The 22,582-nt window shown below is 68.9% G+C and carries 15 protein-coding genes and 1 pseudogene; 5 read left to right on the top strand and 11 right to left on the bottom strand.

Features of this window, described 5'->3' with window-relative positions; translation table 11 throughout:
- Nucleotides 1–7: 7 nt before the first annotated feature.
- A complete protein-coding gene (gene clpX, locus ACN28I_RS47140; RefSeq protein WP_420948401.1) occupies nt 8–1,081 on the bottom strand; it encodes an ATP-dependent Clp protease ATP-binding subunit ClpX in 1,074 nt (357 codons plus the stop codon).
- A 223-nt stretch (nt 1,082–1,304) separates the two neighbouring features.
- Here clpX and speA point away from each other — a divergent pair, with 223 nt between their 5' ends.
- Together speA and ACN28I_RS47130 are read left to right on the top strand one after the other, a co-directional pair.
- Entirely contained in the window at nt 1,305–3,326 is a 2,022-nt protein-coding gene (gene speA / locus ACN28I_RS47135) for a biosynthetic arginine decarboxylase (protein WP_420948400.1), read from the top strand.
- Nucleotides 3,327–3,457: 131 nt separating this feature from the next.
- Nucleotides 3,458–5,326 (top strand): penicillin-binding transpeptidase domain-containing protein, encoded by a 1,869-nt coding sequence (locus ACN28I_RS47130; RefSeq protein WP_420948399.1) that lies wholly within the window; start codon nt 3,458–3,460, stop codon nt 5,324–5,326.
- Nucleotides 5,327–5,348: 22 nt separating this feature from the next.
- Here the strand turns inward: ACN28I_RS47130 and ACN28I_RS47125 are convergent, their stop codons facing one another.
- From ACN28I_RS47125 to ACN28I_RS47095, 7 genes are all read right to left on the bottom strand, one after another.
- Nucleotides 5,349–6,140 (bottom strand): hypothetical protein, encoded by a 792-nt coding sequence (locus ACN28I_RS47125; protein ID WP_420948398.1) that lies wholly within the window; start codon nt 6,138–6,140, stop codon nt 5,349–5,351.
- Nucleotides 6,137–6,778, bottom strand: coding sequence for a hypothetical protein (locus tag ACN28I_RS47120; RefSeq protein ID WP_420948397.1), 642 nt, complete (start codon nt 6,776–6,778; stop codon nt 6,137–6,139). The genes ACN28I_RS47125 and ACN28I_RS47120 overlap by 4 nt, the downstream gene beginning before the upstream one ends.
- A gap of 64 nt (nt 6,779–6,842) precedes the next feature.
- Nucleotides 6,843–8,195, bottom strand: coding sequence for a TAXI family TRAP transporter solute-binding subunit (locus tag ACN28I_RS47115; RefSeq protein ID WP_420948396.1), 1,353 nt, complete (start codon nt 8,193–8,195; stop codon nt 6,843–6,845).
- A gap of 140 nt (nt 8,196–8,335) precedes the next feature.
- Nucleotides 8,336–9,100, bottom strand: a complete 765-nt coding sequence (locus ACN28I_RS47110) for a hypothetical protein (RefSeq protein ID WP_420948395.1) — start codon at nt 9,098–9,100, stop codon at nt 8,336–8,338.
- A 172-nt stretch (nt 9,101–9,272) separates the two neighbouring features.
- Nucleotides 9,273–10,985 carry a sodium:solute symporter family transporter gene (locus ACN28I_RS47105; RefSeq protein ID WP_420948394.1) on the bottom strand — a complete coding sequence of 571 codons (1,713 nt, stop codon included), beginning with the start codon at nt 10,983–10,985 and terminating at the stop codon, nt 9,273–9,275.
- Entirely contained in the window at nt 10,982–11,152 is a 171-nt protein-coding gene (locus tag ACN28I_RS47100) for a hypothetical protein (protein ID WP_420948393.1), read from the bottom strand. Before ACN28I_RS47100 ends, ACN28I_RS47105 begins: the two co-directional genes overlap by 4 nt.
- Nucleotides 11,149–13,635, bottom strand: a complete 2,487-nt coding sequence (locus ACN28I_RS47095; RefSeq protein WP_420948392.1) for a PIG-L family deacetylase — start codon at nt 13,633–13,635, stop codon at nt 11,149–11,151. Before ACN28I_RS47095 ends, ACN28I_RS47100 begins: the two co-directional genes overlap by 4 nt.
- A 51-nt stretch (nt 13,636–13,686) precedes the next feature.
- On the opposite strand from ACN28I_RS47095, the gene bshC reads away from it, so the two are divergent.
- Both bshC and bshA read left to right on the top strand, forming a co-directional pair.
- Nucleotides 13,687–15,372, top strand: coding sequence for a bacillithiol biosynthesis cysteine-adding enzyme BshC (gene bshC / locus ACN28I_RS47090; RefSeq protein ID WP_420948391.1), 1,686 nt, complete (start codon nt 13,687–13,689; stop codon nt 15,370–15,372).
- Nucleotides 15,373–15,424: 52 nt separating this feature from the next.
- Nucleotides 15,425–16,587 (top strand): annotated as a pseudogene (bshA, locus tag ACN28I_RS47085) (N-acetyl-alpha-D-glucosaminyl L-malate synthase BshA).
- A 29-nt stretch (nt 16,588–16,616) separates the two neighbouring features.
- Here the strand turns inward: bshA and ACN28I_RS47080 are convergent.
- Nucleotides 16,617–17,465: a DUF2911 domain-containing protein gene (locus ACN28I_RS47080; protein ID WP_420948390.1), complete on the bottom strand. Its 849-nt coding sequence runs from the start codon at nt 17,463–17,465 to the stop codon at nt 16,617–16,619.
- A gap of 83 nt (nt 17,466–17,548) precedes the next feature.
- Nucleotides 17,549–18,721, bottom strand: a complete 1,173-nt coding sequence (locus tag ACN28I_RS47075) for a metallophosphoesterase (protein WP_420948389.1) — start codon at nt 18,719–18,721, stop codon at nt 17,549–17,551.
- 41 nt (nt 18,722–18,762) lie between these two features.
- Between ACN28I_RS47075 and ACN28I_RS47070 the strand changes: the two genes are divergently transcribed.
- The gene (locus ACN28I_RS47070) at nt 18,763–20,031 is read left to right on the top strand and encodes a sigma-54-dependent transcriptional regulator (RefSeq protein WP_420948388.1); all 1,269 of its coding nucleotides are present in this window, start codon (nt 18,763–18,765) and stop codon (nt 20,029–20,031) included.
- A 185-nt stretch (nt 20,032–20,216) separates the two neighbouring features.
- On the opposite strand, the gene ACN28I_RS47065 is transcribed toward ACN28I_RS47070, so the two are convergent.
- The gene (locus ACN28I_RS47065; RefSeq protein ID WP_420948387.1) at nt 20,217–22,544 is read right to left on the bottom strand and encodes a hypothetical protein; all 2,328 of its coding nucleotides are present in this window, start codon (nt 22,542–22,544) and stop codon (nt 20,217–20,219) included.
- Between the last annotated feature and the right edge of the window lie 38 nt (nt 22,545–22,582).

Genomic DNA, 22,582 nt, shown 5'->3' with positions numbered 1-22,582 from the left:
CAGGGCCTCACGCCCCGAGCCCGGCGCTCGCCTCCAATCCACCCAGGCGGGCGCGGACGAAGTCCTGGTCCACGGTGATCTGGCGGCGGCGGTGCTCGGGGGCCTCGAACATCACGTCGGACATGACGTGCTCGAGGATGGAGCGCAGGCCGCGCGCGCCCAGGCCCTTCTCGATGGAGAAGCGCACCACCTCGCGCAGGGCGTCGTCGGTCAACTCCAGCTCGATGCCATCCAACCCCAGCAGCTCGCGGTACTCGCGGACGATGGAGTCCGGGGGCTCGGTGAGCACGCGCAGCAGCTCCGGCTCGCCGAGCAGATCGAGCTGCACCACCACCGGCAGGCGGCCGAGGAACTCGGCGAGGATGCCGAAGTCCACGAGCTGCTTGGTGGTGATGCGCCGGCGCACCTTCCGGAGATCCTGGGCGCCGAAGCCCAGGGGCCGGGAGTCGACGTTGCCGCCGTACTCGTGCAGGTCCGAGAAGGTGCCCGCGCAGATGAACAGGATGTCCCGGGTGTCGATGGGCACGAAGTCGCCCCGGTTGAACGTCTGCGTGACGTTCATCGGCACGAAGACCTCGCGGCCCTCCAGCAGCTTGAGCAGGGCCTGCTGCACGCCCTCGCCGCCGATGTCCCGGCTGCCCGCTCCGTTGCGCGCCCCCTGCGAGCGCCGGGCGATCTTGTCCACCTCGTCGATGAAGATGATGCCCCGCTGGGTGTCCTCCACCGAGTGGTTGGCCTTGAAGAGCAGGTCGGCCACCATCACCTCCACGTCCTTCCCGTAGTAGCCCGCCTCCGTGTACTCGGTGGCGTCCACGGTGGTGAACGGGACGGAGAGGATCTCCGCGAGATTCCGGGCAATGTGCGTCTTCCCGCTTCCGGTGGGCCCGATGAGCAGGATGTTGCTCTTCTTGAGCAGCGAGGTGCGCCGCAACCGGCGCGCCTGAATGCGCTTCAGGTGATTGTGGGCGGCGATGGCCACGGCCCGCTTGGCCGCCTCCTGGCCGATGACGAACCTGTCCAAACGCTCGTAGATTTCCCGTGGGGTCATCAACGGCGAGTCCCTGCGTGCGGACGACTCCATGTACCCTCCCCTTGGTTCCATGCGGGCTCCCGGACCTCCTCCGGGGAAGGGTAGGAATCCGATGGAGGACAGCCCACTCATTGCGGTGGGAAGGGGGGCCGCTCCCGAGGCTGGCCGGTTGCCCCTCAACCAGGAGTTGAACGGCGGGGAGATTCCCGATACTTCCCGCGCTGTCTCTTGTTGGACACCGTCCCACCCCTAGACCGGGAGATCAGGAACGCCGATGCCGCCCATCACTCCTCAGCACCGCTGGACCCTCGCTGATGCCCAGGACACCTATGGCATCCGCAACTGGGGCGCCCCCTACTTCGGCGTCAACGAGAAGGGGCACGTGTGTGTCCATCCGGACGGCCCCACGGCCCCGAACATGGACCTGAAGGAGCTGGTGGATGAGGTCCGCCGCCGTGGCATCGGACTGCCGTTGTTGATCCGTTTCACGGACGTGCTGCGTCACCGGGTCGTCCACCTGAACCAGGCGTTCCGCAAGGCCATCGCCGAGCACAACTACAAGGGCCTGTACCAGGGCGTCTACCCCATCAAGGTGAACCAGCACCGGTACGTGGCGGAGACCATCGTCGAGACGGGCAAGCAGTTCGGCTACGGCCTGGAGGCCGGAAGCAAGCCGGAGCTGCTCGCGGTGATGGCGCTGCTGGACCAGGAGGACGCGCTCGTCATCTGCAACGGCTACAAGGACGAGGAGTACGTCGAGACGGCGCTGCGCTTCAGCCGCCTGGGCCGCAAGGTGATTCTGGTGGTGGAGAAGCCCTCGGAGCTGCCCCTCATCGCCGAGGTGGCGCGCAAGACGGGGATTGCGCCGCGCATCGGCATGCGGGTGAAGCTGTCCTCGCGAGGCGCGGGCAAGTGGGAAGCCTCGGGCGGAGACCGCTCGAAGTTCGGCCTGTCCTCCTCGGAGCTGATGAGCGCCATCGGCTTCCTGAAGGAGACGGGGCTGCTGCCCTCCTTCGAGCTGCTGCACTTCCACCTGGGAAGCCAGATCTCCAACATCCGCAACGTGAAGAACGCGCTGCGCGAGGTGGGCCGCTTCTTCGTGGAGGTGGCGCGCCAGGGAGCTCCGCTGAAGTACCTGGACGTGGGCGGCGGCCTGGGCGTGGACTACGACGGCTCGCAGACGAACTTCACCTCGTCGATGAACTACACGACGGAGGAGTACGCCAACGACGTGGTGTTCTCGGTGATGGAGGCGTGCGACTCGGCGGGCGTGCAGCACCCCATCCTGGTGTCCGAGTCGGGCCGCGCCATCGTGGCGCACCACGCGGTGCTGGTGGTGGACGTGCTGGGCACCAGCGAGTTCGATCCGGTGAGCGTGCCGGAGAAGACGGACGACAAGGCGCCCTCGGTGGTGCGCAACCTGCTGTCCACCTTCAAGGACGTGACGAACAAGAACCTGCTCGAGGCCTACCACGACGCCCAGGACTACAAGGAGGAGACGCTCACGCTCTTCTCCCTGGGCCACCTGTCGCTCGAGCAGCGGGTGATGGCCGAGAACATCTTCTGGGCCCTCTGCCACAAGATCATGCGCATCGCCGGCGAGTCGGGAGAGATTCCCGAGGAGCTCGAGGCGCTGGAGAAGCAGCTCTCGGACACCTACTTCTGCAACTTCTCGGTGTTCCAGTCGCTGCCGGACTCGTGGGCGATTGATCAGCTCTTCCCGATCATGCCCATCCACCGGCTGAACGAGCGGCCGTCGCGGCGCGCGGTACTGGCGGACATCACGTGCGACTCGGACGGGAAGATCGATCACTTCATCGACAAGCGCGAGGTGAAGGACGCGCTCGAGCTGCACTCGCTCAACAACGACGACTACTACCTGGGCATCTTCCTGGTGGGCGCGTACCAGGAGATTCTCGGCGACCTGCACAACCTCTTCGGTGACACGCACGCGGTGCAGGTGTCGCTGGGGCCCAACGGCGGCTACCTGATCGACCACGTGGTGGAGGGCGATACGGTGACCGAGGTGCTCAACTACGTGAGCTACAACAAGGACGACCTCGTGGCGAAGCTGCGCAAGTCCACCGAGGTGGCGCTGCGCAGCGGGAAGCTGACGCTGGACGAGTCGCGCCAGCTCCTGCGCATGTACGAGGAAGGCCTGTCCGGCTACACGTACCTGGAGCGCGAGGTGGACGCCTCCTTCGTCGCCGGGCACGGGCAGCAACTGCGCCTGGTGGTCCAGGACAGCGGCACGGCCGGCAAGGCCCCCGTCCCGCCCACGGGCACGGGGACCTGAGCCACACGGTAGAGCCAGGAATGTAACGAAGCCCCGCGAGCACTCCCAGGTGCCGCGGGGTCTTCTTTTTTCCGCGGCCTGCGCAGGCACCACCTGCCGGATTCCTTGACTCGCCGCCCGCCCGCATCACAGTGCGCCGCGTGTCACGGCGAGGGTTGAGGTTTGGAGTCAGTGCCGCGGCTGCCCTGTTCCTGGCGGCCTGCGTCTCGGTGCGGGGACGGCCCGCGGACGGCGCGCTCGATGCGGCCCAGGTCTATCTGGAGACCTGGAGCAGAGGCGACCCTGCCGCCATGGGACGCATGGTGGCCGAGCCGCCCGCCCGCTTCGCGGAGCAGCACCAGCGCTTCCGCGATGACCTGCGCATCCTCTCGTCCCGCTTCGAGCCCGGCCGCGTCGAGCGCGAGGAGGAGAGCGCGGTGGTCAGATTCCGCGCCATCCACGTGCTGCGCGGACTGGGCGAGTGGGAAGTGGACGGCGCGCTGAGCCTCGTGCGCCGCGAGGGGCGCTGGTGGGTGAGCTGGACTCCGGCGGTGCTGCACCCCGAGGCGCGCGAGGGCGACCGCTTCTCCCGCGCGAGGACACGCCTGGAGCGGGCCGCCATCCTCGACGGAGACAGCCTGTCCCTCACCCGCCAGGGCGAGGTCATCACCATCGGCGTCGAGCCCCGGCGCATCCAGAATCGTGCCGCCGTCGCCTCGGCGCTCCAGGCACAACTGGGTGTGGACCCGGCGAGGCTGGAGAAGCTGCTGAACGCGCCCAACGTGGCGCCCGAGCACTTCGTGCCCATCATCGACGTGCGGCCCGAGCGCTACCAGTGGGTGCGTCCGGCGCTGGCGCCCGTGCCTGGCATCTTCTTCCGCCGCAAGAGTGCCCGGCTGTCCCCGGCGGAGGGCTACGCGGCCCACACCCTGGGCCGGGTGGGCGAGGTGACGGCCGAGCTGCTTCCGCAACTGGGCCCGACCTACCAGCCGGGAGACATCGTGGGCCTGTCCGGGCTGGAGCTGGCCTATGAGCATCAGCTCGGGGGAAGACCCTCTGGAGAGGTGCGCCTCACCCGCCCGTCCGGCGAGGTCCGCGTCCTCGGCCGCTTCGAGGGGACGCCGGGGACGCCGCTGCACACCACGCTGCGCCAGGAGGTGCAGTCCGCCGCGGAGGCCGCGCTCGAGGGCGTGACGCAACCCGCGGCGCTCGTCGCGGTGGACACGGGCACGGGCGCCATCCTGGCCATCGCCAGCCGGCCACTCGAGCAGCCCTTGCACCGGGCCCTCACCGGCCGCTACCCGCCCGGCTCGACGTTCAAGGTCATCACGGCGGAAGCACTGCTCGCCGCGGGCATGAACCCGGAGTCACCGGCGCCGTGTCCGCCGGTGGCGACCGTGAGCGGCAAGTCGTTTCGCAACTTCGAGGGCGAGGCCTTCGGGAACACCCGCCTGCGCGTGGCCTTCGCCCACTCGTGCAACACCGCTTTCGTGCTGCTGGCCGCCGGACTCGAGTCAGGTGCGCTCGGGGAGGCGGCCCGCCGCTTCGGCTTCGACGTGGCATACGACCCGGGACTCCCCTCCCCTGGCGCTTCGTTTCCCACGCCCCGGGACGAGGCCGAGCGGGCGGCGGCCGCCATCGGGCAGGGACGCGTGCTGGCCACGCCCCTGCACATGGCCTCCGTGGCCGCGGCGGCCGAGTCGGGCAGGTGGCGCGCGCCCTATCTCGTGGCGGAGCTCGAGGACGGTCCGCGCGCCTCGCTGGCGGCCGGTACCCGTGTGCCCCTGCGGACGCTGATGCGTGCCGTCGTCACCGAGGGCTCGGGCCGGGCGGCGGTGGGCGTGACGGGGCTTGCCGGCAAGACGGGCACCGCCGAGTTCGGAACCGGCACGCCGCTGCCCACACATGCGTGGTTCATCGGCTTTCACAAGGGCATCGGCTTCGCCGTGCTGGTCGAGGGCGGCGGCGTGGGCGGCCGTGTCGCCGTGCCCATCGCCGCGAAGTTCGCCGCGGCCCTGTGAGGCTCGCCGAGGGGTTGCCCTGTCACTCCGGGAGGGGCTTCCGCTGAACCTCCCCATGGCCGTTGGCCAGGGAAAGGGGGAACAGGGCCCGGTGCTGGATGTTGGGGTAATAGGCCGCGAGGTAAAGCTCGTCCCCCACCCTCACCCATGCCCGTCTGGCAGGCCCGGACTGTGCCCTCCACCAAGCGTCCGCCTCCTCACGGGTCCCAAAAGAGGCCACGGGAACGGGCTGCTCTTTCTCCACCAATTCTTCGAGATACCACTCGAGCGCACGGTTGTACGGCAAGCGGCGGATGTTCATCTCTCGATTGTGAAAGACATCGTGGTACTCGTTCGAGATGAGTACGTTCGCGGGATCGGGTGGATGGGGATGGTTCGCGAGCCAGGCTTCCGCCTCCTCCCGTGTGTCAAACGATGCCACGACGAAGGGAGGGTCGTTGGACTCGACGTACTTCAGAAAGGCAGCGAACGCCCCCTGCTGGCCGGTTGATTCAATGTATTGAATCGCATCGAGGATGGCCTGACTCTGCGCCACCTCCTCAGCGGATTCCGGCTCATCGCGAATCTTCTCGAAGAAGCGCTTCGTCGCATCCATGCGCTCGCTCAGTTCCGCGCTGACTTCTCGAGGAAGGAGGCTGCGGGAGCCAGGCGTCTTGAAGAAATCTTCGAAGTCGTGCCGCTGGCCGGTGGCGAAGATGAAATCCAGAGCGTCTCGCGCCAGGGTAAGAATCCGCTCTTGCTCGGGGGCTTGGTCCTGACTCCAACGCCTCCCAATCACAGGGTGCGCTTCCGCAAGATCAGAAAGGGTCGTCATGGCACCACCTGCACGAAGAAGGACGAGGGAGAAACACCGGATGAGGTCAGCAAAATGGCTGGCGCAAGCACCAGTATTCCCGCCGTACTGCCAACGACCACGAAAACAACACCTGCGATGACGACGACAGTACCCGACACAAGCTCGCGATTGTGCTGCTTCAGCCAATCAATGGCGCTACCAACGACAGGGAAGCTGATTCGAAGCTTGCTGCCCTCAGCCATCTCCCTGAGCTTGCAACAATCCTGATATGCGGGCATGCACCTTTCACGGCATATGGCATCTTTGGAGCCACCGCTTGCGTGAGTCCAATGACGGCCTTTCAAGCTGGCTTTGCACATCTCTTCGCATCTATCGCGCTCGGCCTCGCAGTCGCGATTGAAGGAAGCATGAAGGACAGGTGCTTCGAGACGAGCCGGACTCGCGAGTTCCGGATAGCTGAACAAGTCAAAATCACTGAGGCGCCGCCAGGCATGAGACACCCGGCCATCCGGAGCCTCCTGGATGATGAGCACGTAGCGGGACAAATCCGCGGAGCCTGATGGACCGGGCGGCGCGTACATCGTGGCACTACAAGAAAGAATGAGCAGGCTGAGGCTCGACGCCATGAGCCGTTGGCAAGCCGTGCGGATATCCATCCGGCCCCTCTTACACGAGCGTTCCACCGGGTCAACGCCCATCCAGAGCGCTACCCGGACGCCATCAGCCGTGCTTCAGGGCGACCTCGGTGCGAGGCGCGCCCGCCACCGTGAGCCGATCCTCCAGCCGGCCGCGGATGTAGCCCACGTGCAGGCGCAAAGCATAGAACTCGTCCATGTAGCTCAGCGGCACCTTCAAGTCGCCAATCTCATGCTCGAGTTGCTCGAGCAGCAGCAACTCCTTGCGTACCTGCTCGGCGTCCAGTGCGCCCCGCAACCGCTCGTCAATGATTCGCAGCCGCGCATACCAGCGATAGATGCGCGAGCGGATGCTCCAGCGGTACACCGGCGGAGTGAGCCGCAGCAGCGGCACCAGCACCACGAAGAGCGGGATGAGCAGGACGACGAACCGGTGGATGAACGCCGCGAGCCAGAAAGGCAGCATGCGCCGCAGGAAGTCCGGGCCGTGCGTCAGGTAGTACCGCGCCTGCTCGTTGACGGGCAGCTCGGTGAGCGTGTCATTCGGAAACTTCCCGGGCTCGCTGAGCAGATCTCCTCCCCGGTGCGTCCGGACCGCGGCCTCCGTCAGCAGCGCGACCACCGCGGGGTGCACGTCCTTGCGCGCCACCAGCACCGCCGCGGGCGCCACCAACTGCACCTCCCGCTCCGGCAGATCCTGCACCAGGTCCAGCGAGCCCCGGTGCAGCGTGACGGGTGACAGGTACCGGAACCGGCGCGCATAGGCATGGGCCTGCTCGAAGCTCATCAGCCGCACCCCGGGCATGTGCATCAGCTCGGAGATCACCGGCGCGGTGGGCCCCATGACGAACAGGGCCGCGTCGACCGAACCCTCACGCAGCGCCGCCACGGCCTTGTCCCCACCGAGGTCGACAAACGTGGTGCCGGACTGCCCGCTCACCACTCCGCCCGCGGCCAGCAGATCCAGCGACAGCGCCCGCACGCCGCTGCCCTCCGCCCCCACCGCGATGCGTCTGCCCTCCAACTGGCCGAGCCGATCGAGCTGCGCCTCGCCCCGGTAGAACACCCACACCGGCTCCAGGTACAGGCTCGCCAGCGCGACCAGTTCCTTCCGCCGCTCCTTCTCGGCCGGGGCCGTACCACCCTGGACGATGGCGACATCGACGCCGGAGTCCGGAGTGCCCAGCAGCGCGTAGTTCTCGATGGAGCCGGCCGTCTCCCGGACGACGAGCTCGAGCCCCGCCGCTTCGAAGTGCTCGGCGTAGTGCCTGGCCACCGAGTGGTACGCCCCGCTCGCGGAACCCGTGGCGATGACGATCGTGTGCGGCGGAGCCGGCTCGACGAATTGCCACGCCACGGCCATCAGCGCCGCCACCACCACGGCCACCACCGCGGCCGCGCGCATCATCTCCAGACGCGACAATGTCCGAGGATTCACGTTCTGCGCTCCCTGCACGCCAGGCCTCCTTCGGCTCCGGCCATCCTAGCGCGCGGGACCTCCTCCGCTCGTGCCCGGTTGCCTGATTGCTCCGGAGGCAACTTCCCAGGTGTCGAGCAGCAGCCCCCCGCGGGGCCGCGCTACTCGATCTTCCAGTCGTCCAGGTACACGTCCATGTAGTCGGTGCGCAGGCCCGTCGTCCCCCAGGTCAGGCTGGAGTCATGGGCCGTGAGCTGAAGCACGCCGTCGACGGAGAACTGCAGCGTGTCACCGCTCACCGAGAGCTTCACCGTGTGCCACATCCGCGTGGCCGGAGCCCCGAGCGCCTTCTGCGCGAGCGTGGTGTAGATGCCGCCCAGCTTCTTCTTGATCGTGACCAGGCCGTCCTTCCGGTAGGACGCCACGTACAGATCGTTCTCGGTCTGGTAGCGGGCGAAGACATGCAACCCCGCCCACTCGGGCGCACCCGCCTGCCACTCATAGATGTGGGCGCGGTAGCTCGGCGCCGCGGTCTTCCAGCCGACCTTCTTGCCATCCACGTACTTCCGCGAGAGCGCCCGGAAGTTGTACGTGCTCGTCCACCCGCGACGGTACGTGCCCGCGTACTTCGAGAAGAGGCAGCCGGACGTCACCTCGAGATGGCCCCGCTGGGCCGGTTCGCTCGAGCACTCGATGAGCGAACCCTCCGCATAGGCCTCGAAGTTCTCACCCACCCAGGGGCAACTGCTCGCGGAGGTGCAGATGATGTAGTTGGAGTCGGGATAGAAGTCATAGACGCTCGCCCCGGTGGCCGCGGACTCCTCGGTCTCCAGCGCATCGAGCTCTTCCGGCGCGTCCGTCCCGCAGGCGCCCGCCAGCACCATCAGCCAGGCAGCCAACCCCAGAACGATTGCACGACCCTTCATGGTGGACTCTCCCTCTCCTCCACGAGGACGGCTCGAATCAGCCTCCATCCCAGAAAATCGGATTAACGGGTAGAAAAGTAAGCCCCGCAAGTTCTTGGGAGGAGCCCAACCATGGGTACTGCCCCATTGTTCAGGGCCGGGTCACGCCCGCGCCAGCGCCCGGCCCGCTGTCCTAGGCCGGCGACGGCTGGGCCGGTGCCCCCCGGGGTAGGACGGCCTGGAGAATCAGCGCCAGGGCGATCACCAGCACGCAGCCAATCACGTTGAACCAGAGGTAGCCGATCGCACTGAACATGAAGAGGGCGATCACCGTCGTCTGCGAGATGACCGCGGCGAAGAAGACGGCATGACCCCGGACGTGCTTGAAGAAGAAGGCCACCAGGAAGATGCCGAGCACCGTCCCGTAGAAGATGGACCCGAGGATGTTGACCGCCTGGATGAGGTTGTCGAGCAGCGACGCGAAGCTCGCGAAGGACACCGCGACGAGGCCCCAGAAGACGGTGAACAGCTTGGAGGCCACGAGGACGTGGCGGTCGGAGGCGTCGCGCCGGACGAGCCGCCGGTAGAAGTCGACCGTGGTCGTCGCGCCCAGGGCGGTGAGCTCGCTGGCGATGGAGCTCATGGCCGCCGCCAGGATGACGGTGATGAGCAGCCCCACGAGGCCGCTGGGCATCCAGTCCTTCACGAACGAGATGAAGATGTAGTCCGAGTCCTTGGTCTCGGTGCCCGGCAGCGCGCGGGCCACCACGGCCTTGGCCTCCTTGCGGACCGAGTCGGCCGTCTTCGCGGCGGCCTGGAGGCGCTCGCGCGCGCTGGCTTCCGCGGCGCCATCCCCGGCCTCCCGTGCGGCCAGGTAGCGCTCGGCCTCGGCGCGCTTGTCGGACTGCACCTGGGCCCACTTCTGCTCGAGCGTGGCGAACTCGCCCGCCTGCGCGGTCGCCTGGACCTTCGCGCGCAGGGGCTGGTTGAAGAGCAGCGGCGGCGCGTTGAACTGGTAGAACACGAAGACGAGGAGCCCGACGAAGAGGATGAGGAACTGCATCGGGATCTTCAGCACGCCGTTGAACAGCAGCCCGAGACGGCTCTCGGTGATGGAGCGGCCCGTCAGATAGCGGCCCACCTGGGACTGATCGGTGCCGAAGTACGACAGCGCCAGGAAGAACCCGCCGGTGAGCCCGGACCAGATGTTGTAGCGGTCCTGGACATCGAGATCGAAGCTGACCACGTTCATGCGGCCGAGCGCTCCGGCGACATCCACGGCCTGCCCGAAGGACACGTTCCCGGGCAGCCGCCAGACGATGACGAGGGCGGCCACGACCATGCCCCCGAGCATCACCACCATCTGCTGCTTCTGCGTCTGGCTGACCATCTTGGAGCCACCCGTCACCGTATAGAGGATGACGAGTGCACCGATGCCCACGATGGTCGGCTCGAGCGGCCAGCCAAGGACAGCCGAGAGGATGATGGCGGGCGCGTAGATGGTGATGCCGGAAGCCAGCCCGCGTTGGATGAGGAAGAGGAACGCGCCGAAGAGGCGGGTCTTCAGATCGAAACGCGACTCCAGGTACTCGTAGGCGGTGAGGACGTTCAGCCGGTAGTAGATGGGGATGAAGACCGCGCTGATGAGCACCATCGCGATCGGCATGCCGAAGTAGAACTGCACGAAGCGCATCCCGTCCTCGTAGGCCTGGCCCGGGACGGAGAGGAAGGTGATGGCGCTCGCCTGCGTAGCCATGACCGACAGGCCGATGGTGGGCCAGCGGAGATCCTGGCTCCCGCGCAGGAAGCCCTCGGCGGTCTTGCTCTCGCCGCGCGTGCGCCAGAACCCCCACCCCACGATGAATGCCGTCGTCCCGATGAGGACCAGCCAGTCGAGCAGTGTCACGAATAGGCCCGGGTCAGTGCCCAGAACAGGGCGATGAAGGTGGCGAGGGTGCCCAGCACGAAGAGGTAGATGTTGCGCCAGGAGCCGAGCAGGGGTGGCGCGTCATCGAGCTCGGGCCGCGGCGCGGGGGCCGGGGCCGGTTCAGGAGATTTCGAGGTGTCGGTCATTGGGCGAGGAGGTTCGCGAGCAGGCGGTAGGCACCGGGCACGCCCGCGGGGAGCTGACGGAAGAACGCGATGCCCGTGTAGACGAAGGTTCCCTTGCCGTGACGGGCGACGAGCAGCCCACCCCGGAGCGGCTCCTCCCCCGCGTCGTTCATGGCGAACACGGGCTTGTAGCGCTCGTCCCACTTCGAGGCGAAGTAGAGCCCCCGCTCCTGGACCCAGCCCTCGAAGTCAGCGGCCGTGAGGCGGTTGGGTCCCTTCAGCAGCGGGAGGTTGGGCTCCACGGGCGTCATCGCCGCGGTCTCGTCCGTCACGCGGTCACGGCCGATCTCCAGCGGATACGGCCCGATGGAGGCGTTGAGCGGGCCCACGCGGCTGTTGGTGTTGTACTGCACGATGAGCCGCCCACCCTGCTCGACGTAGCGCATGAGCCGCTCGTGGTGGATGGCGAGCCGCTGATTGGCGTTGAAGGCACGCACCCCGACCACGATGGCCTCGAACCGCTCGAGCTTCTCGGAGGCCAGGCGCTCCTCTGGCAGCAGCGTCACCTCGTACCCGACGGCCGCGAGGCTCTCGGCCACACGGTCTCCCGGGCCCGGGATGTAGCCAATCCGCCGCACCTTCGTGGCGAGCGTGAAGGGCACCAGGGCCGCCTCGGAGGGCTGGCGCACGGTCTGCGGCGGGATGTGCTCATACGTCACCCTGCGGACCCGCCACGACTCGGAGCGGCCTCCACTCTCGACGACGACCCGCAGCCGGCCCCGCTCGCTCGCGCCCCTGGGCGGAGTCACCTGGAAGCGCACCGTGCGCTCATCGCCGCGCGAGGCGAGCTTGAAGGGCACCTCGGCGGGTTCGGCACGCCAGCCCGCCGGAAGCTCGAGCCGGACCTTCCCCTCCGCATCGGCCCGGCCCGCGGCCAGCACCACCGACACGGACTGCGCGGTGCCGTTGGGGAACATCAGCACCTCCCGGTCGAGCGTCGCCGTGATGGCCGGTGCGATCTCGAAGGCGCGGTAGAGCTCGCCGCGCACCGGATCCGTCCACACGTAGACCACCGGCCGGACCACGGAGAAGCGCTTGCCGCCCACCTCGTAGAGGAACGTCACCGACAGGGCGGGCTCGCCCTCGGGCCTGCCCACGAGCGCGCGGTCCTGCTCGTCCAGGCTGTAGAGGCCACCCGCGACGGGCTTGCGCAGCCAGTAGGGCGTGGAAATGCGCGCCGCCTCCGGAATCGCCACCGTCTTGGAGAGCTTGAAGGGCTTGTTGTCCGCCAGCTCGGCACCGGCCGCCACGGACTCGCCGCCCGGCAGCGTCACGCCCACCAGCCGGAGCGCCGCGGGCGAGCGGTTCAGCGCCACCAGGTTCAACGCCACCGGGCTGCCCGGCACGGCCATCGCCTCCGCCGCGCGCACCTCGAGGAACAGGCCCGTGCATGCGGCCACCAGGTCCTCGGTCTCCCGCAGCTTGAGGGCCTTCCACGGGTTGCTGTCCGGCAGGGCCGAGAGCGCCTCGTGGATGCGCAGGAGGGCCGGAACACTCTTGTGGGGCGCGCGCGCATCGAAGCCATTCACCGCCTCGTCGATGGTCCGGACGACCTGCTCGGTGCCGCTCCACCGCCGCCACGTGAGCTCGAGTCCCTCGAACACCTCGGACTTCGGCTGCGTTCCGGCCAGGTGCTTGAAGTGCTCCAGTTGCGTCCCGCGATCGGCCGGCACGCCGAAGCCCTGGCTCTTGTGCTGGCTGCGGCTCTCCGCGGAAATCTCCCCCCAGGAGCGGCCCAGGAGCGGGTCATAGCCGCCCACGTCGAGCTTGAGGAAGGCGGACAGGTCCGCATCCGGCTTCAGGTTCCAGGTCGAGACGTTGTTCAACAGCCTGCTCGCCTTCCACGGCTTCAGCTCCCCGAGCTGCTCGGGGAAGCGCGACGGGTCGGCCGCCGCGGTGAAGGCCTCCTCCGCCAGGAGGGCCGAGGCCGTGTGCTGGCCGTGGTTGGGCGGCTGGGTGGTGAAGCGCGTGATGATCACATCCGGCTGGAAGCGGCGGATGGCGAGCACGACATCGGCCAGCACCTGCTCACGGCCCCAGATGCGCAGCGTCTCGTCGGCGCTCTTCGAATAGCCGAAGTCCCTCGCCCGCGTGAAGAGCTGCTCGGCGCCGTCGATGCGGCGCGCCGCGAGCAGCTCGTTCGTGCGGATGAGCCCGAGCAGCTCATCCTGCTCGGTGCCGATGAGGTTCTGTCCGCCGTCCCCGCGGGTCAGCGAGAGATAGCCCGTGCGAAAGCCACGCCCACCGGCGAGGTAGGCCAGCAGCCGCGTGTTCTCGTCGTCGGGGTGGGCCGCCACGTAGAGCACACTCCCCGTGACACCGAGGCGCCGGAGGTCCGCCGCGAGCTCGCCCGCGTGGGGTTGCCGGGGAGCTTGCGCCAGTGACGTCGATGAGAGTCCGAGGCTCATGGCCACTGCCATTCCGAAGAGGACCAGGGTTCGCATTCGGGGCGGACCCTAACAAGGAACGAAGCCGCCCGGTTGCGAGGAATCCTTATGCCGGCCCGGTTCCATTCCTCGTCGCCCCGGTGCGCCGGAGTTGTTATCAAGCGGCCCGTGGCCTCTTCCTTCTCCGCCTCCTGGCTGCGCGGCGATCCCCGCGCCCTCGAATTTCTTTCCGACCGCTTCCGGCACCGGGCCGCCCGCGCCGAGGCCGTGGCCGCCGCGGCCTCGCGTCCACTCGCTCCGGCGCTGCATGAGGTGCTGGTGGCTCGCAACGCGCGCCTCGCACCGAGCCCCGCCCGCGAGAGGAACCTGGAGCTGCTCGCCCGCCCCGGCACGACCGCCGTGGTGACCGGTCAGCAGGTCGGACTGTTCCTGGGCCCGCTCTTCACGGTCTACAAGGCAGCCTCCGCCATCGCCGCCGCCCGCTCGCTCGCCGAGGAGACCGGCCGCCCCTGTGTCCCCGTCTTCTGGCTGCAGACCGAGGACCACGATCTTCCCGAGATCGATCATTGCTTCGTTCCGCGCTCCGCCGGTGGGCCGCTGCGTCTGGCCCTGGAGCTGCCCGGCGCGGCCACCTCGCGCGTCCCCGTGGCCCACCACCACCTGGGTCCGGGCGTCACCGGTGCGCTCGCCGCGTTGCGCGCCGAGCTGGGCGGCAATCCCCATGCGGACGAGCACCTGGCGCTGCTCGAGCGCGCCTACCGTCCGGAGGCGACACTGGCGGACGCCTTCGCCGACGTGCTGTCGGCCCTGTTCGCGGACGAGGGGCTCGTGTTCCTCGACCCGCGCGACCCGCGCCTCGCGCCCCTCGCCGCGCCCATCCACCGCCGGGCCATCGAGGAGGCCGCGGCCATCTCCGGCAAGCTCGCCGAGCGGGGCCAGGCCCTCGCCCAGGCGGGCTTCTCCGAGCAGGTGCACATCCGCCCGGGCTCGCCGCTGAACTTCTTCTCGCCCGATGGGCCCGAGGGTGCGCGCTACCGCCTCGACCCCGCCGCTCCCGGGACCTGGACCCTCGTGGGCCATCCCGAGGGCGCCTCGGTGACGACGGCCGAGCTCCTCTCCTGGTTGGAGCGCGAGCCGCTCCGCTTCACGACCTCGGCCCTGTTGCGGCCGATCCTCCAGGACTCCTGGCTGCCCACGGCGGCCTACGTCGGCGGACCGGGAGAGATCGCCTACTTCGCGCAGCTCTCGCCCCTGCACGCGCATGTCGGCCTGCCCATGCCGCTCATCGTGCCGCGCGCCCGCTTCCGGGTGATCGACGACCGTGTGCGCCGGCTGCTCGACACGCTCGGCCTCTCGCCGGATGACGCGAACGCCCCGCGTGACGAGCTGCTGGCCCGCCTCGCCGCCCGCGACGCCGGGGAAGCCTTCGAGCCGCCCGAGGCCGTCGAGGCCCGCCTCGTGAGTGCCTTCGCCGCCGAGCTCGCCCGCCTCGGTGAGCGCATGGCCGCCATCGACCCGGCCTTCGCCCAGGGCATCTCCCGCACCGACAAGACCGTGCGCCGGGGTGTCTCCCGCCTCGTGGCCCGGTATGGCCGCTCCATCACCCGGCGAGACCAGACCACCCTCGAGCGCGTGGAGCGCCTGCGGGCCTGGCTCGCTCCCGAGGGCGCGCCCCAGGAGCGCATCTACAGCCTGCCGTACTACGCGAGCCGTCTCGGCTCCCACGCCTTCGTGCGCCTCGTGCTGGAGGCCTGTGAACCCTTCTCGGGCAACCTGAAGGACCTGAAGCCGTGACCCCGGCCGGTGGGAATACCTTCGCGCGGCCCCTGTTCCGGCTCGAATTCCGATGAGCGACCGTCTCAATCTGGCCATCACCTGCTTTCCCACCTTTGGAGGCAGCGGCCTGGTCGCGACCGAGATCGGCTTGGCGATGGCGGAGCGCGGCCACCGCGTCCACTTCATCGCGCGCGACCTGCCGGTGCGGCTCCATGGCATGACGCGGAAGGTGGTCTTCCACGAGGTGACGGAGAGCAACTACCCGGCGCTCGCCCAGTCGGGGACGTATGCCCTGGCGCTCGCCTCGAAGATGATCGAGGTCTCCCACTACGAGCACCTGGACATCCTGCACGTCCACTACGCGGTGCCCCATGCCACGGCGGCCTGGATGGCCCGGGAGGTGCTGGGTGACAAGGCGCCGCGCATCGTGACGACGCTCCACGGCACCGACACCACGCTCGTCGGCATCGACCCCACCTACCTGCCCATCACGCGCTTCTCCATCCTGCGCAGCGACGCGGTGACCACGCCCTCGGAGTCCCTGCGGCGCGCCACCTGGGACGGCTTCGGCATCCCGGAGAGCTTCCCCATCGACGTCATCCCCAACTTCGTCGACACGAGTCGCTACTGGCCCGCCCGCGACCGGGCCCACCTGCGCCAGCTCTTCCCCGGCCTGGAGGAAGGCGAGCCCGTGCTCATCCACGTCTCGAACTTCCGGCCCGTCAAACGCATCGGCGACGTGGTGTCCGTCTTCGCGGCGGTCCAGGGCAGGCGTCCCTGCCGGCTGGTGATGATCGGGGACGGCCCCGAGCGCTCTCCCGCCGAACGCAGGGTGCGGAGCTCGGGCTCGAGGACCGCGTGGCCTTCCTGGGCAAGCAGGAGAGCTTCGTGGAGATCCTCGCGGCGGCCGATGTCTTCCTCCTGCCGAGTGAGCAGGAGAGCTTCGGCCTCGCGGCGCTGGAGGCCTTGAGCTGCGGCATCCCGGTGGTGGCGAGCAACATCGGCGGCATCCCGGAGCAGGTCGAGCACGGGACGACGGGTTACCTCGCGCCGGTGGGCGACGTGGAGGGCATGGCGGGCCACGTGCTCGAGATCGTCCGCGACCCGGAGCGCTGGCGGCTCTTCTCACGCCGCGCCCGCGAGAACGTCCTGCAACGCTTCCAGCTCGAGCCGGCCATCGACCGCTACGAGGCGCTCTACCGCCGGCTGCTGGAAGGAACCTCCCGCCGCTGATGGCCGGGAGGCCCGTACCTCAGGGGTGACTACTTCTTGCCCTTCCAGTCCTGGAGGGCCTTGGCGACCTGCTCCTTGAAGAAGAAGCCCGGGTCCTTCTGGCCCAGGTCCCAGGACGTCTGCGCGAACTTGCGGGCCTCGGCGATCTTGCCCGCGCGCGCCAGGATGTCGGCCTTGATCCAGTTGTTGTACCAGTGCGACTGGATGGCCAGCGAGTCGTCCGCGTAGGCCAGCGCGGTGTTGTAGTCCTTGGACGTGTCGGCCACGTAGCGGGCCGCGTTGGCCAGCGAGCGCCACGCGCCGTTCACCGAGGACTGGATGGCGGCCTGGGCGTGCGTGGCCGTGTCGGTCTTCACCGGCACCGAAACCCGCGTCGTCCCCCACTCGAGGTCGAGCGAGGTCTGGTCATCGGTGGTGTTGGAGAAGAGGAACGTCAGGCGCTCGCGGTTGGGAATCCCGGTGGGCGTGGCGGTGACGCGCACGACGTCGTCCTTCTGGTCGTACGCCTTGCCGCCGCCGAACAGGCCGAGCTCCTTGTTCAGCACCACCGTCCACTCCTTCTCGGTGGGGATGGTGACGAGGGAGTAGGTACCCGCGGGGACGGGCTTGCCGCCGAAGGTCACATCCCGGCTGAAGGTGATCTTCGTGGCCATGTTGGCGCCGGTGCGCCACACCTGACCCATGGGCACCAGCTCGCCCCACAGCTTGCGCCCCTTGACCGCGGGGCTGGAATAGTCGACCGAGACCTGGGTCAGGCCCACGTCCTGCGTCACCTTCGCCGCCGGGCTGGCGGCGGGCAACTGGAGCTGCTGCGCCGAGGCGGGCAGCGAGGTGAAGGCCACCACAACAGCGACAACGCACCCAAGAAGCTTCTTCATCGTCCTCACCTGGTCCTTTCGCTCGAGGAAAGCGAATGAGCGGCCGGCATCTATAGACCGGCATTCGACGGAGCGCGAGAACCTCACGCGGTCAGCACGAGTTTGACGAGCTCGGGCGGGCTGCCCACGCGCATGGGCGGGCCCCAGAAGCCGCAGCCGCGGCTCACGTAGAGGTGCGAGCCGCCATGCTGATAGAGCCCCGCGGAGTGCTCCCAGGCCAGACCGATGAGGAAGGTCATGGGGACGATCTGACCGCCGTGGGTGTGGCCGGAGATCTGCACGTCCACGCCCCGCTCGGCCGCGACCTTGAAATTGGCGGGCTGGTGCGCGAGCAGCACCGAGGCCCGGTCCGGATCCCTCCCCGCGAGCGCCAGGTCGAGGTCATAACCCTTCTTGCCGCGCCGGCGTCCGCCGCTCCAGTCATCCACGCCCACCAGGTCCAGCGAGCCGCCCGCGTCGCCGATGCGCACGTGGCGGTTGCGCAGCACCTGGATGCCGAGCGTCCCGAGGAACGCGGACCATTCTTCGTCACCCGAGAAGTAGTCGTGATTGCCGGTGACGAAGAAGGAGCCGAAGCGCGACTTCAGGTTCCGCAGTGCCGCCACATGCCCGCCGAGCGTGGGCACGTCTCCGTCCACGAGGTCTCCGGTGATGGCGAAGAGATCCGGCCGGAGCGCGTTGGCCTGGCGGACCAGCTCGTCCATGAACCTGCGCTGGATGAAGGAGCCCACGTGGACGTCCGTGAGCTGGACGATGCTGAGTCCCTCCAGGGCCTTGGGCAGCTTCGGGACCTTCAGCACCACCTCGGTCACCATGGGCGGAGCGAAGGCCCGCCAGCTCCCGTAAGCGGCCAGCCCGCCACCCGAGACGGCGGCACTGCCGGCCACCACCTGGGAGAGGAAGCGCCTGCGCTCCTCGTCCACGGGCGGCGATGCGGGCGCACGAAAGCGTTGCCCCAGCACCACGAGCCCCCGGCCGAGGTCCACGGCGAGGAGCGCGACCACCAGGAGGAGCGCCACGCCCATCCAGGTATAGGACGCCACCGAGAGTGCATCCGAGAACTCCACGGGGAGTGCGTCCCGCAGCGTGCGCCGGAGCATCAGCACGAGCGTCATCAGGAGGAACACGGCCATGGCCAGGAGCCGGAGCGCGCGGTGGCGCACCGTGTCCCGAATCAGGCGCCGGTACAGATAGAGGTGCCCCAGCAGGGCGCCGGTCGCGATGAGTATCGAGAAGGAGAAGAACCGGGACGGCATGGGGGAAGCATAGGACGATTGTCTCTTGTAGGCTCGGGTCCGTGAACGATGCCTCCCATCCGAGCAACCTCGGCCGCATCCTGGTGGTGGACGCACAGCGAAACACGCGCGCCATCACCGTGAACCTCCTGCGAGCCAAGGGCCACACCGTCCTGGAAGCCGTCTCCGGGGAGGCGGCCCTGGCCACGCTCGCCAAGAGCGAAGTGGACCTGATGCTGACGCGGCTGCAGATGAGGCCCATGGACGGGCTCACCCTGCTCAAGTGCGCGTTGGAGGTGGCGCCTCACCTCCAGGTCTTCGTGATGACGGCCTCCGGCTCCATCGAGAGCGCGATCGAGAGCATGCGCCTGGGAGCGTTCGACTACGTCACCCTGCCCTTCAAGGACGGCGAGATGCTCCACCGGGTGGAGCGCGCGCTGGAGCGGACGCGGCTGCAGGCGGCGGCGGAGGCCCTCGCCCAGGAGCTCAGCGAGCCCCCTGGCCCGAGTGCGCTGGTGGGCCGCAGCCCGGCGATGCGCGAGCTGACGTCGCTCGTGCAGCGGGTGGCCCGGAGCGATGCCACGGTGCTGGTGCAGGGCGAGAGTGGCACGGGCAAGGAGCTCGTCGCCCGCGCGGTGCATGCGCACAGCCCGCGCAAGAACAAGCCCTTCGTGCTCGCCAACTGCGCTTCCGTCTCCGAGGCCCAACTGGAGCTCGAGCTGTTCGGCCAGCCCCGGGGAGCGCGCACCGGGGCGGCACGTGCCCGCAAGGGGCTCTTCAAGGAAGCGGACGGGGGCACCCTCTTCCTCGACGAGGTGACGGAGACGGCGCCCGCCCTCCAGTCCCGGCTCTTGCGCACGTTGCAGGATGGCGAGGTGCGGCGCGTGGGCGAGTCCGCGGCCCAGCGCGTGGACGTGCGCATCATCGCCGCCACCCACCGCGACATCGAGCAGGAGGTGCGGGAGAAACGCTTCCGGCAGGATCTCTTCTACTGCCTCAACGTGGTGCCGCTGCGCGTGCCGCCGCTTCGAGAGCGGCTGGAGGACATCCCCGTGCTCGCCGAGCACTTCCTCCAGCGCGCCAACGCGCGCGGCCCGAGGCCCAAGCGGCTGTCCAACGCGGCGGTGGAGCGCCTGATGGGCTACGGCTTCCCCGGCAACGTGCGCGAGCTGGAGAACCTGGTGCGGCGGGCAGCGGCGCTGGCCGAGGGCGAGGAGTTGCAGCCCGAGGACTTCCTCCTTCCGCCCCTCCCCTCCCGCCGGGGCCCGTCCAAGCGCCCCTCCAAGACCCGTCGCCGGACGCGAAGCAGCGCCCCTGGGAACATGCGCTGACAACGCGCCCATTTCCCCTCTCCCCTCGGGAGAGGGACGGGGTGAGGGTGCCACGGATCCGGGGTTGAACCCCCTGTGCCCACCGCGGGCCACGGGCTGAAGAACGGGCCCGGAAACCCTCACCCTGACCCTCTCCCGGAGGGAGAGGGGACATGGGGGATCACGTTCCTGAAAGGGTCAGGTTCTCACCGCCTGCGCCAGCTCATGACCCGGGCGAGGAACACGGTGCCGAACACGAGCACCGTGAAGGCCGCCGTGTAGCCGAGGAAGATGAGCCAGCCGGTGGTGGTGCCGGGGATGCCCACCGCGAGGCTCATGTCCTGGAACTGCGCTCCGGAGAAGAAGCCGCACGCGAGGCTCACCGGCAGGAAGACGAACACCAGGATGCCCACCATCCGGTCGAACTGATCCCGCTTGTACTGGTCCAGCTCCGCGGCCTGGTCCTTCATGGCCACCACCGTCTCCTGCAGCCCGTGCAGCGAGTGCCAGGCGAGGTAGCGCGCGTTGATGTCCGGATCCTCGCTCACACGCGTGTGCCACAGGGAGTTGGTGAAGAGCATGACGTCGGAGCGGACGCTGCGCGCGGGCCGCAGGCTCTGCCAGCGCGAGGTGCGGTAGCGCTGCTCCACCTCGGCCATGCGCCGGCTGGTCTCGAAGGCCGAGTAGCGCTGGCCAATGGTGAGCAGGAAGAGGAGGAAGTCCCGGTCGCACGCGAGCGGTCCACGCCCCTCCTCCTCGATGAGGAACTCGATCCGGGCCCCGCCCGTCGAGGTCAACCAATGCTCCGTCTCGCCCGCCGCATCCCGGAGCACCTTCCGGCTCTCCGCCGCGGCCTCCGAGGGCAGCTTCTCCAGGGTGGGCTCGGTGCCCGTGGCGAGCGCGTAGAAGAGCCCCTGCATGGAGCGCGAGTCATCGAGCATGGACGAGCGGCCCCGGGAGATGCGGTAGCCGCCGTAGACGAGCCAGCGCTCCGGGCCCAGCGGCGCGAGCCAGGGCGGCAGGCCCCTCAAGGGCTCGAGTTCCCACAACTCCCGGCCCTCCACGAGCGCCGCCTGCTCGTGGGCCAGATCGTACAGCGAGGCCGCCGTGTTCCGGGACCGTTCGATCCACACGACGACGAGCCGGTTCGGGTAGACGGAGACGCGGACGATGTGGCCGTCGGTGGGCTTCTCGTAGTGCAGCACGTCCGCTTCGTGCGTGGCGCCGAGGAAGGAGTGCACCACCGCGGGGTGGAAGGACGAGCCCTGGTTGGAGAGATCGCACCGGCGGAAGCCCCGGGACACGAGCTCCGCGTCCGGCGCCGGTCCCCGCCACAGGAAGGGCCGGGCGAAGACGGTGTGGGCCCTGAGGACGTGGACGTGACGGCCCACGTTGAAGCGGCTCCAGAGGGTCTCCCACAGCTCGCGGCGTGACAGCCGGGTGCCCGAGTAGGGCCCCGCCACCATCGTCGAACGGCCGACGGGACTGGCGTAGCCGTCCGAGTACCACGGGTCCGAGTAGTCGTTGGGCTGGCGCTCGAAACGCCGGCCCCCCCGGGCGCGCGGGTTTCCATCCGGCTGCCGGTCTCCCTCGAGCTCGTCCAGGTGGCCCGCGAGATTCGCGAGCGTCCCCGCGCGCTCGGGGGTGAGCGAGAAGGCATGCCAGGGCCTGGACTGATCCGGCCGCGCGATGTGGGTGGCCATGAAGTCGAAGCCCTGGCCGTAGTGGGTGTTCTCCTCATCGGTGCGCGCGAGGAGCCGCAGCACGGTGACGTCCTGGAAGGACGACAGGAAGAGCGCGTCCACACGCCGCACGGCCCCGTCCGGGTCGTTGTCGAGCGGGATGTCGAGCTGCACGCGCTGGGCCCGAGACAGCTCGGCGCGGTAGAGGCGCTCGTCGGCCTTGAGCCGGCGGGAGACGGTGGGGGGAATGAGCGCCTCGGGCAGCTTCGTCAGCTCCACGGAGAGGCGGCTCCGGTCCATCACGGACGCCAGGAGCTCCAGCACCTCGCGGGAGGGGCGATCCGTCTCCGAGGGCCAGAGGTTGAGGGCGGCGTAGAACACCGTCCCCAGGGCGCGCTCGTAGTCGCCGACCGTCTCGGTGTGGCCCTGCTCCCACTCGCCCACGTACTCGACGAAGGCCTCGACGCCCTCGGGCCAGGAGCCATGGAGCAGCCGGTACATGGCCAGCAGCGTGGCGCAGAGCACATCGAGCGTGGACTCGTGGACGCGCAGGGTGAGGGGCCCGAGCGAGCCCTCGGGCTGCCCCTGCCTCAACTCCTGGGAGAAGGCGTCGAGCTCGGCGGCGGACAGGAGGACGACGCCCGTGGTGGAGCGCACCGCGCGCCGCATCCACTGGGGCAGCTTCCACGCCAGCATGCGGGGATGGGGCGGCAGGGACTCGCCGCGCGAGCCCACGCTGAAGAAGAGCTCGCGAGGCCCCGGCTCCACCCCGGGCGCGGGCTTCTCCGAGTGCCACTGCACCTGGCCCTCGCCCAGCAGCACCTCCACCACCTGTCGCAACTTCGCATCCATGGGGGGCACCTTATAGGCGCATCCCGTGCCGGAAGCCC

The organism is Archangium gephyra (assembly GCF_049060025.1).
GTDB lineage: Bacteria > Myxococcota > Myxococcia > Myxococcales > Myxococcaceae > Archangium > Archangium gephyra_A.
Note: the sequence above shows the minus strand (reverse complement) of the source record. Positions and strands in the feature narration are given on the sequence as shown.

Coding starts and splice junctions, on each gene's coding strand:
- ACN28I_RS47080 (WP_420948390.1), bottom strand. CDS start 17,465: ATGAAGAAGCTTCTTGGGTGCGTTGTCGCTGTTGTGGTGGCCTTCACC.
- ACN28I_RS47120 (WP_420948397.1), bottom strand. CDS start 6,778: ATGGATATCCGCACGGCTTGCCAACGGCTCATGGCGTCGAGCCTCAGC.
- ACN28I_RS47100 (WP_420948393.1), bottom strand. CDS start 11,152: ATGACCGACACCTCGAAATCTCCTGAACCGGCCCCGGCCCCCGCGCCG.
- ACN28I_RS47095 (WP_420948392.1), bottom strand. CDS start 13,635: ATGCGAACCCTGGTCCTCTTCGGAATGGCAGTGGCCATGAGCCTCGGA.
- ACN28I_RS47075 (WP_420948389.1), bottom strand. CDS start 18,721: ATGCCGTCCCGGTTCTTCTCCTTCTCGATACTCATCGCGACCGGCGCC.
- bshC (WP_420948391.1), top strand. CDS start 13,687: ATGCCGGCCCGGTTCCATTCCTCGTCGCCCCGGTGCGCCGGAGTTGTT.
- clpX (WP_420948401.1), bottom strand. CDS start 1,081: ATGGAGTCGTCCGCACGCAGGGACTCGCCGTTGATGACCCCACGGGAA.
- ACN28I_RS47125 (WP_420948398.1), bottom strand. CDS start 6,140: ATGACGACCCTTTCTGATCTTGCGGAAGCGCACCCTGTGATTGGGAGG.
- ACN28I_RS47065 (WP_420948387.1), bottom strand. CDS start 22,544: ATGGATGCGAAGTTGCGACAGGTGGTGGAGGTGCTGCTGGGCGAGGGC.
- ACN28I_RS47110 (WP_420948395.1), bottom strand. CDS start 9,100: ATGAAGGGTCGTGCAATCGTTCTGGGGTTGGCTGCCTGGCTGATGGTG.
- speA (WP_420948400.1), top strand. CDS start 1,305: ATGCCGCCCATCACTCCTCAGCACCGCTGGACCCTCGCTGATGCCCAG.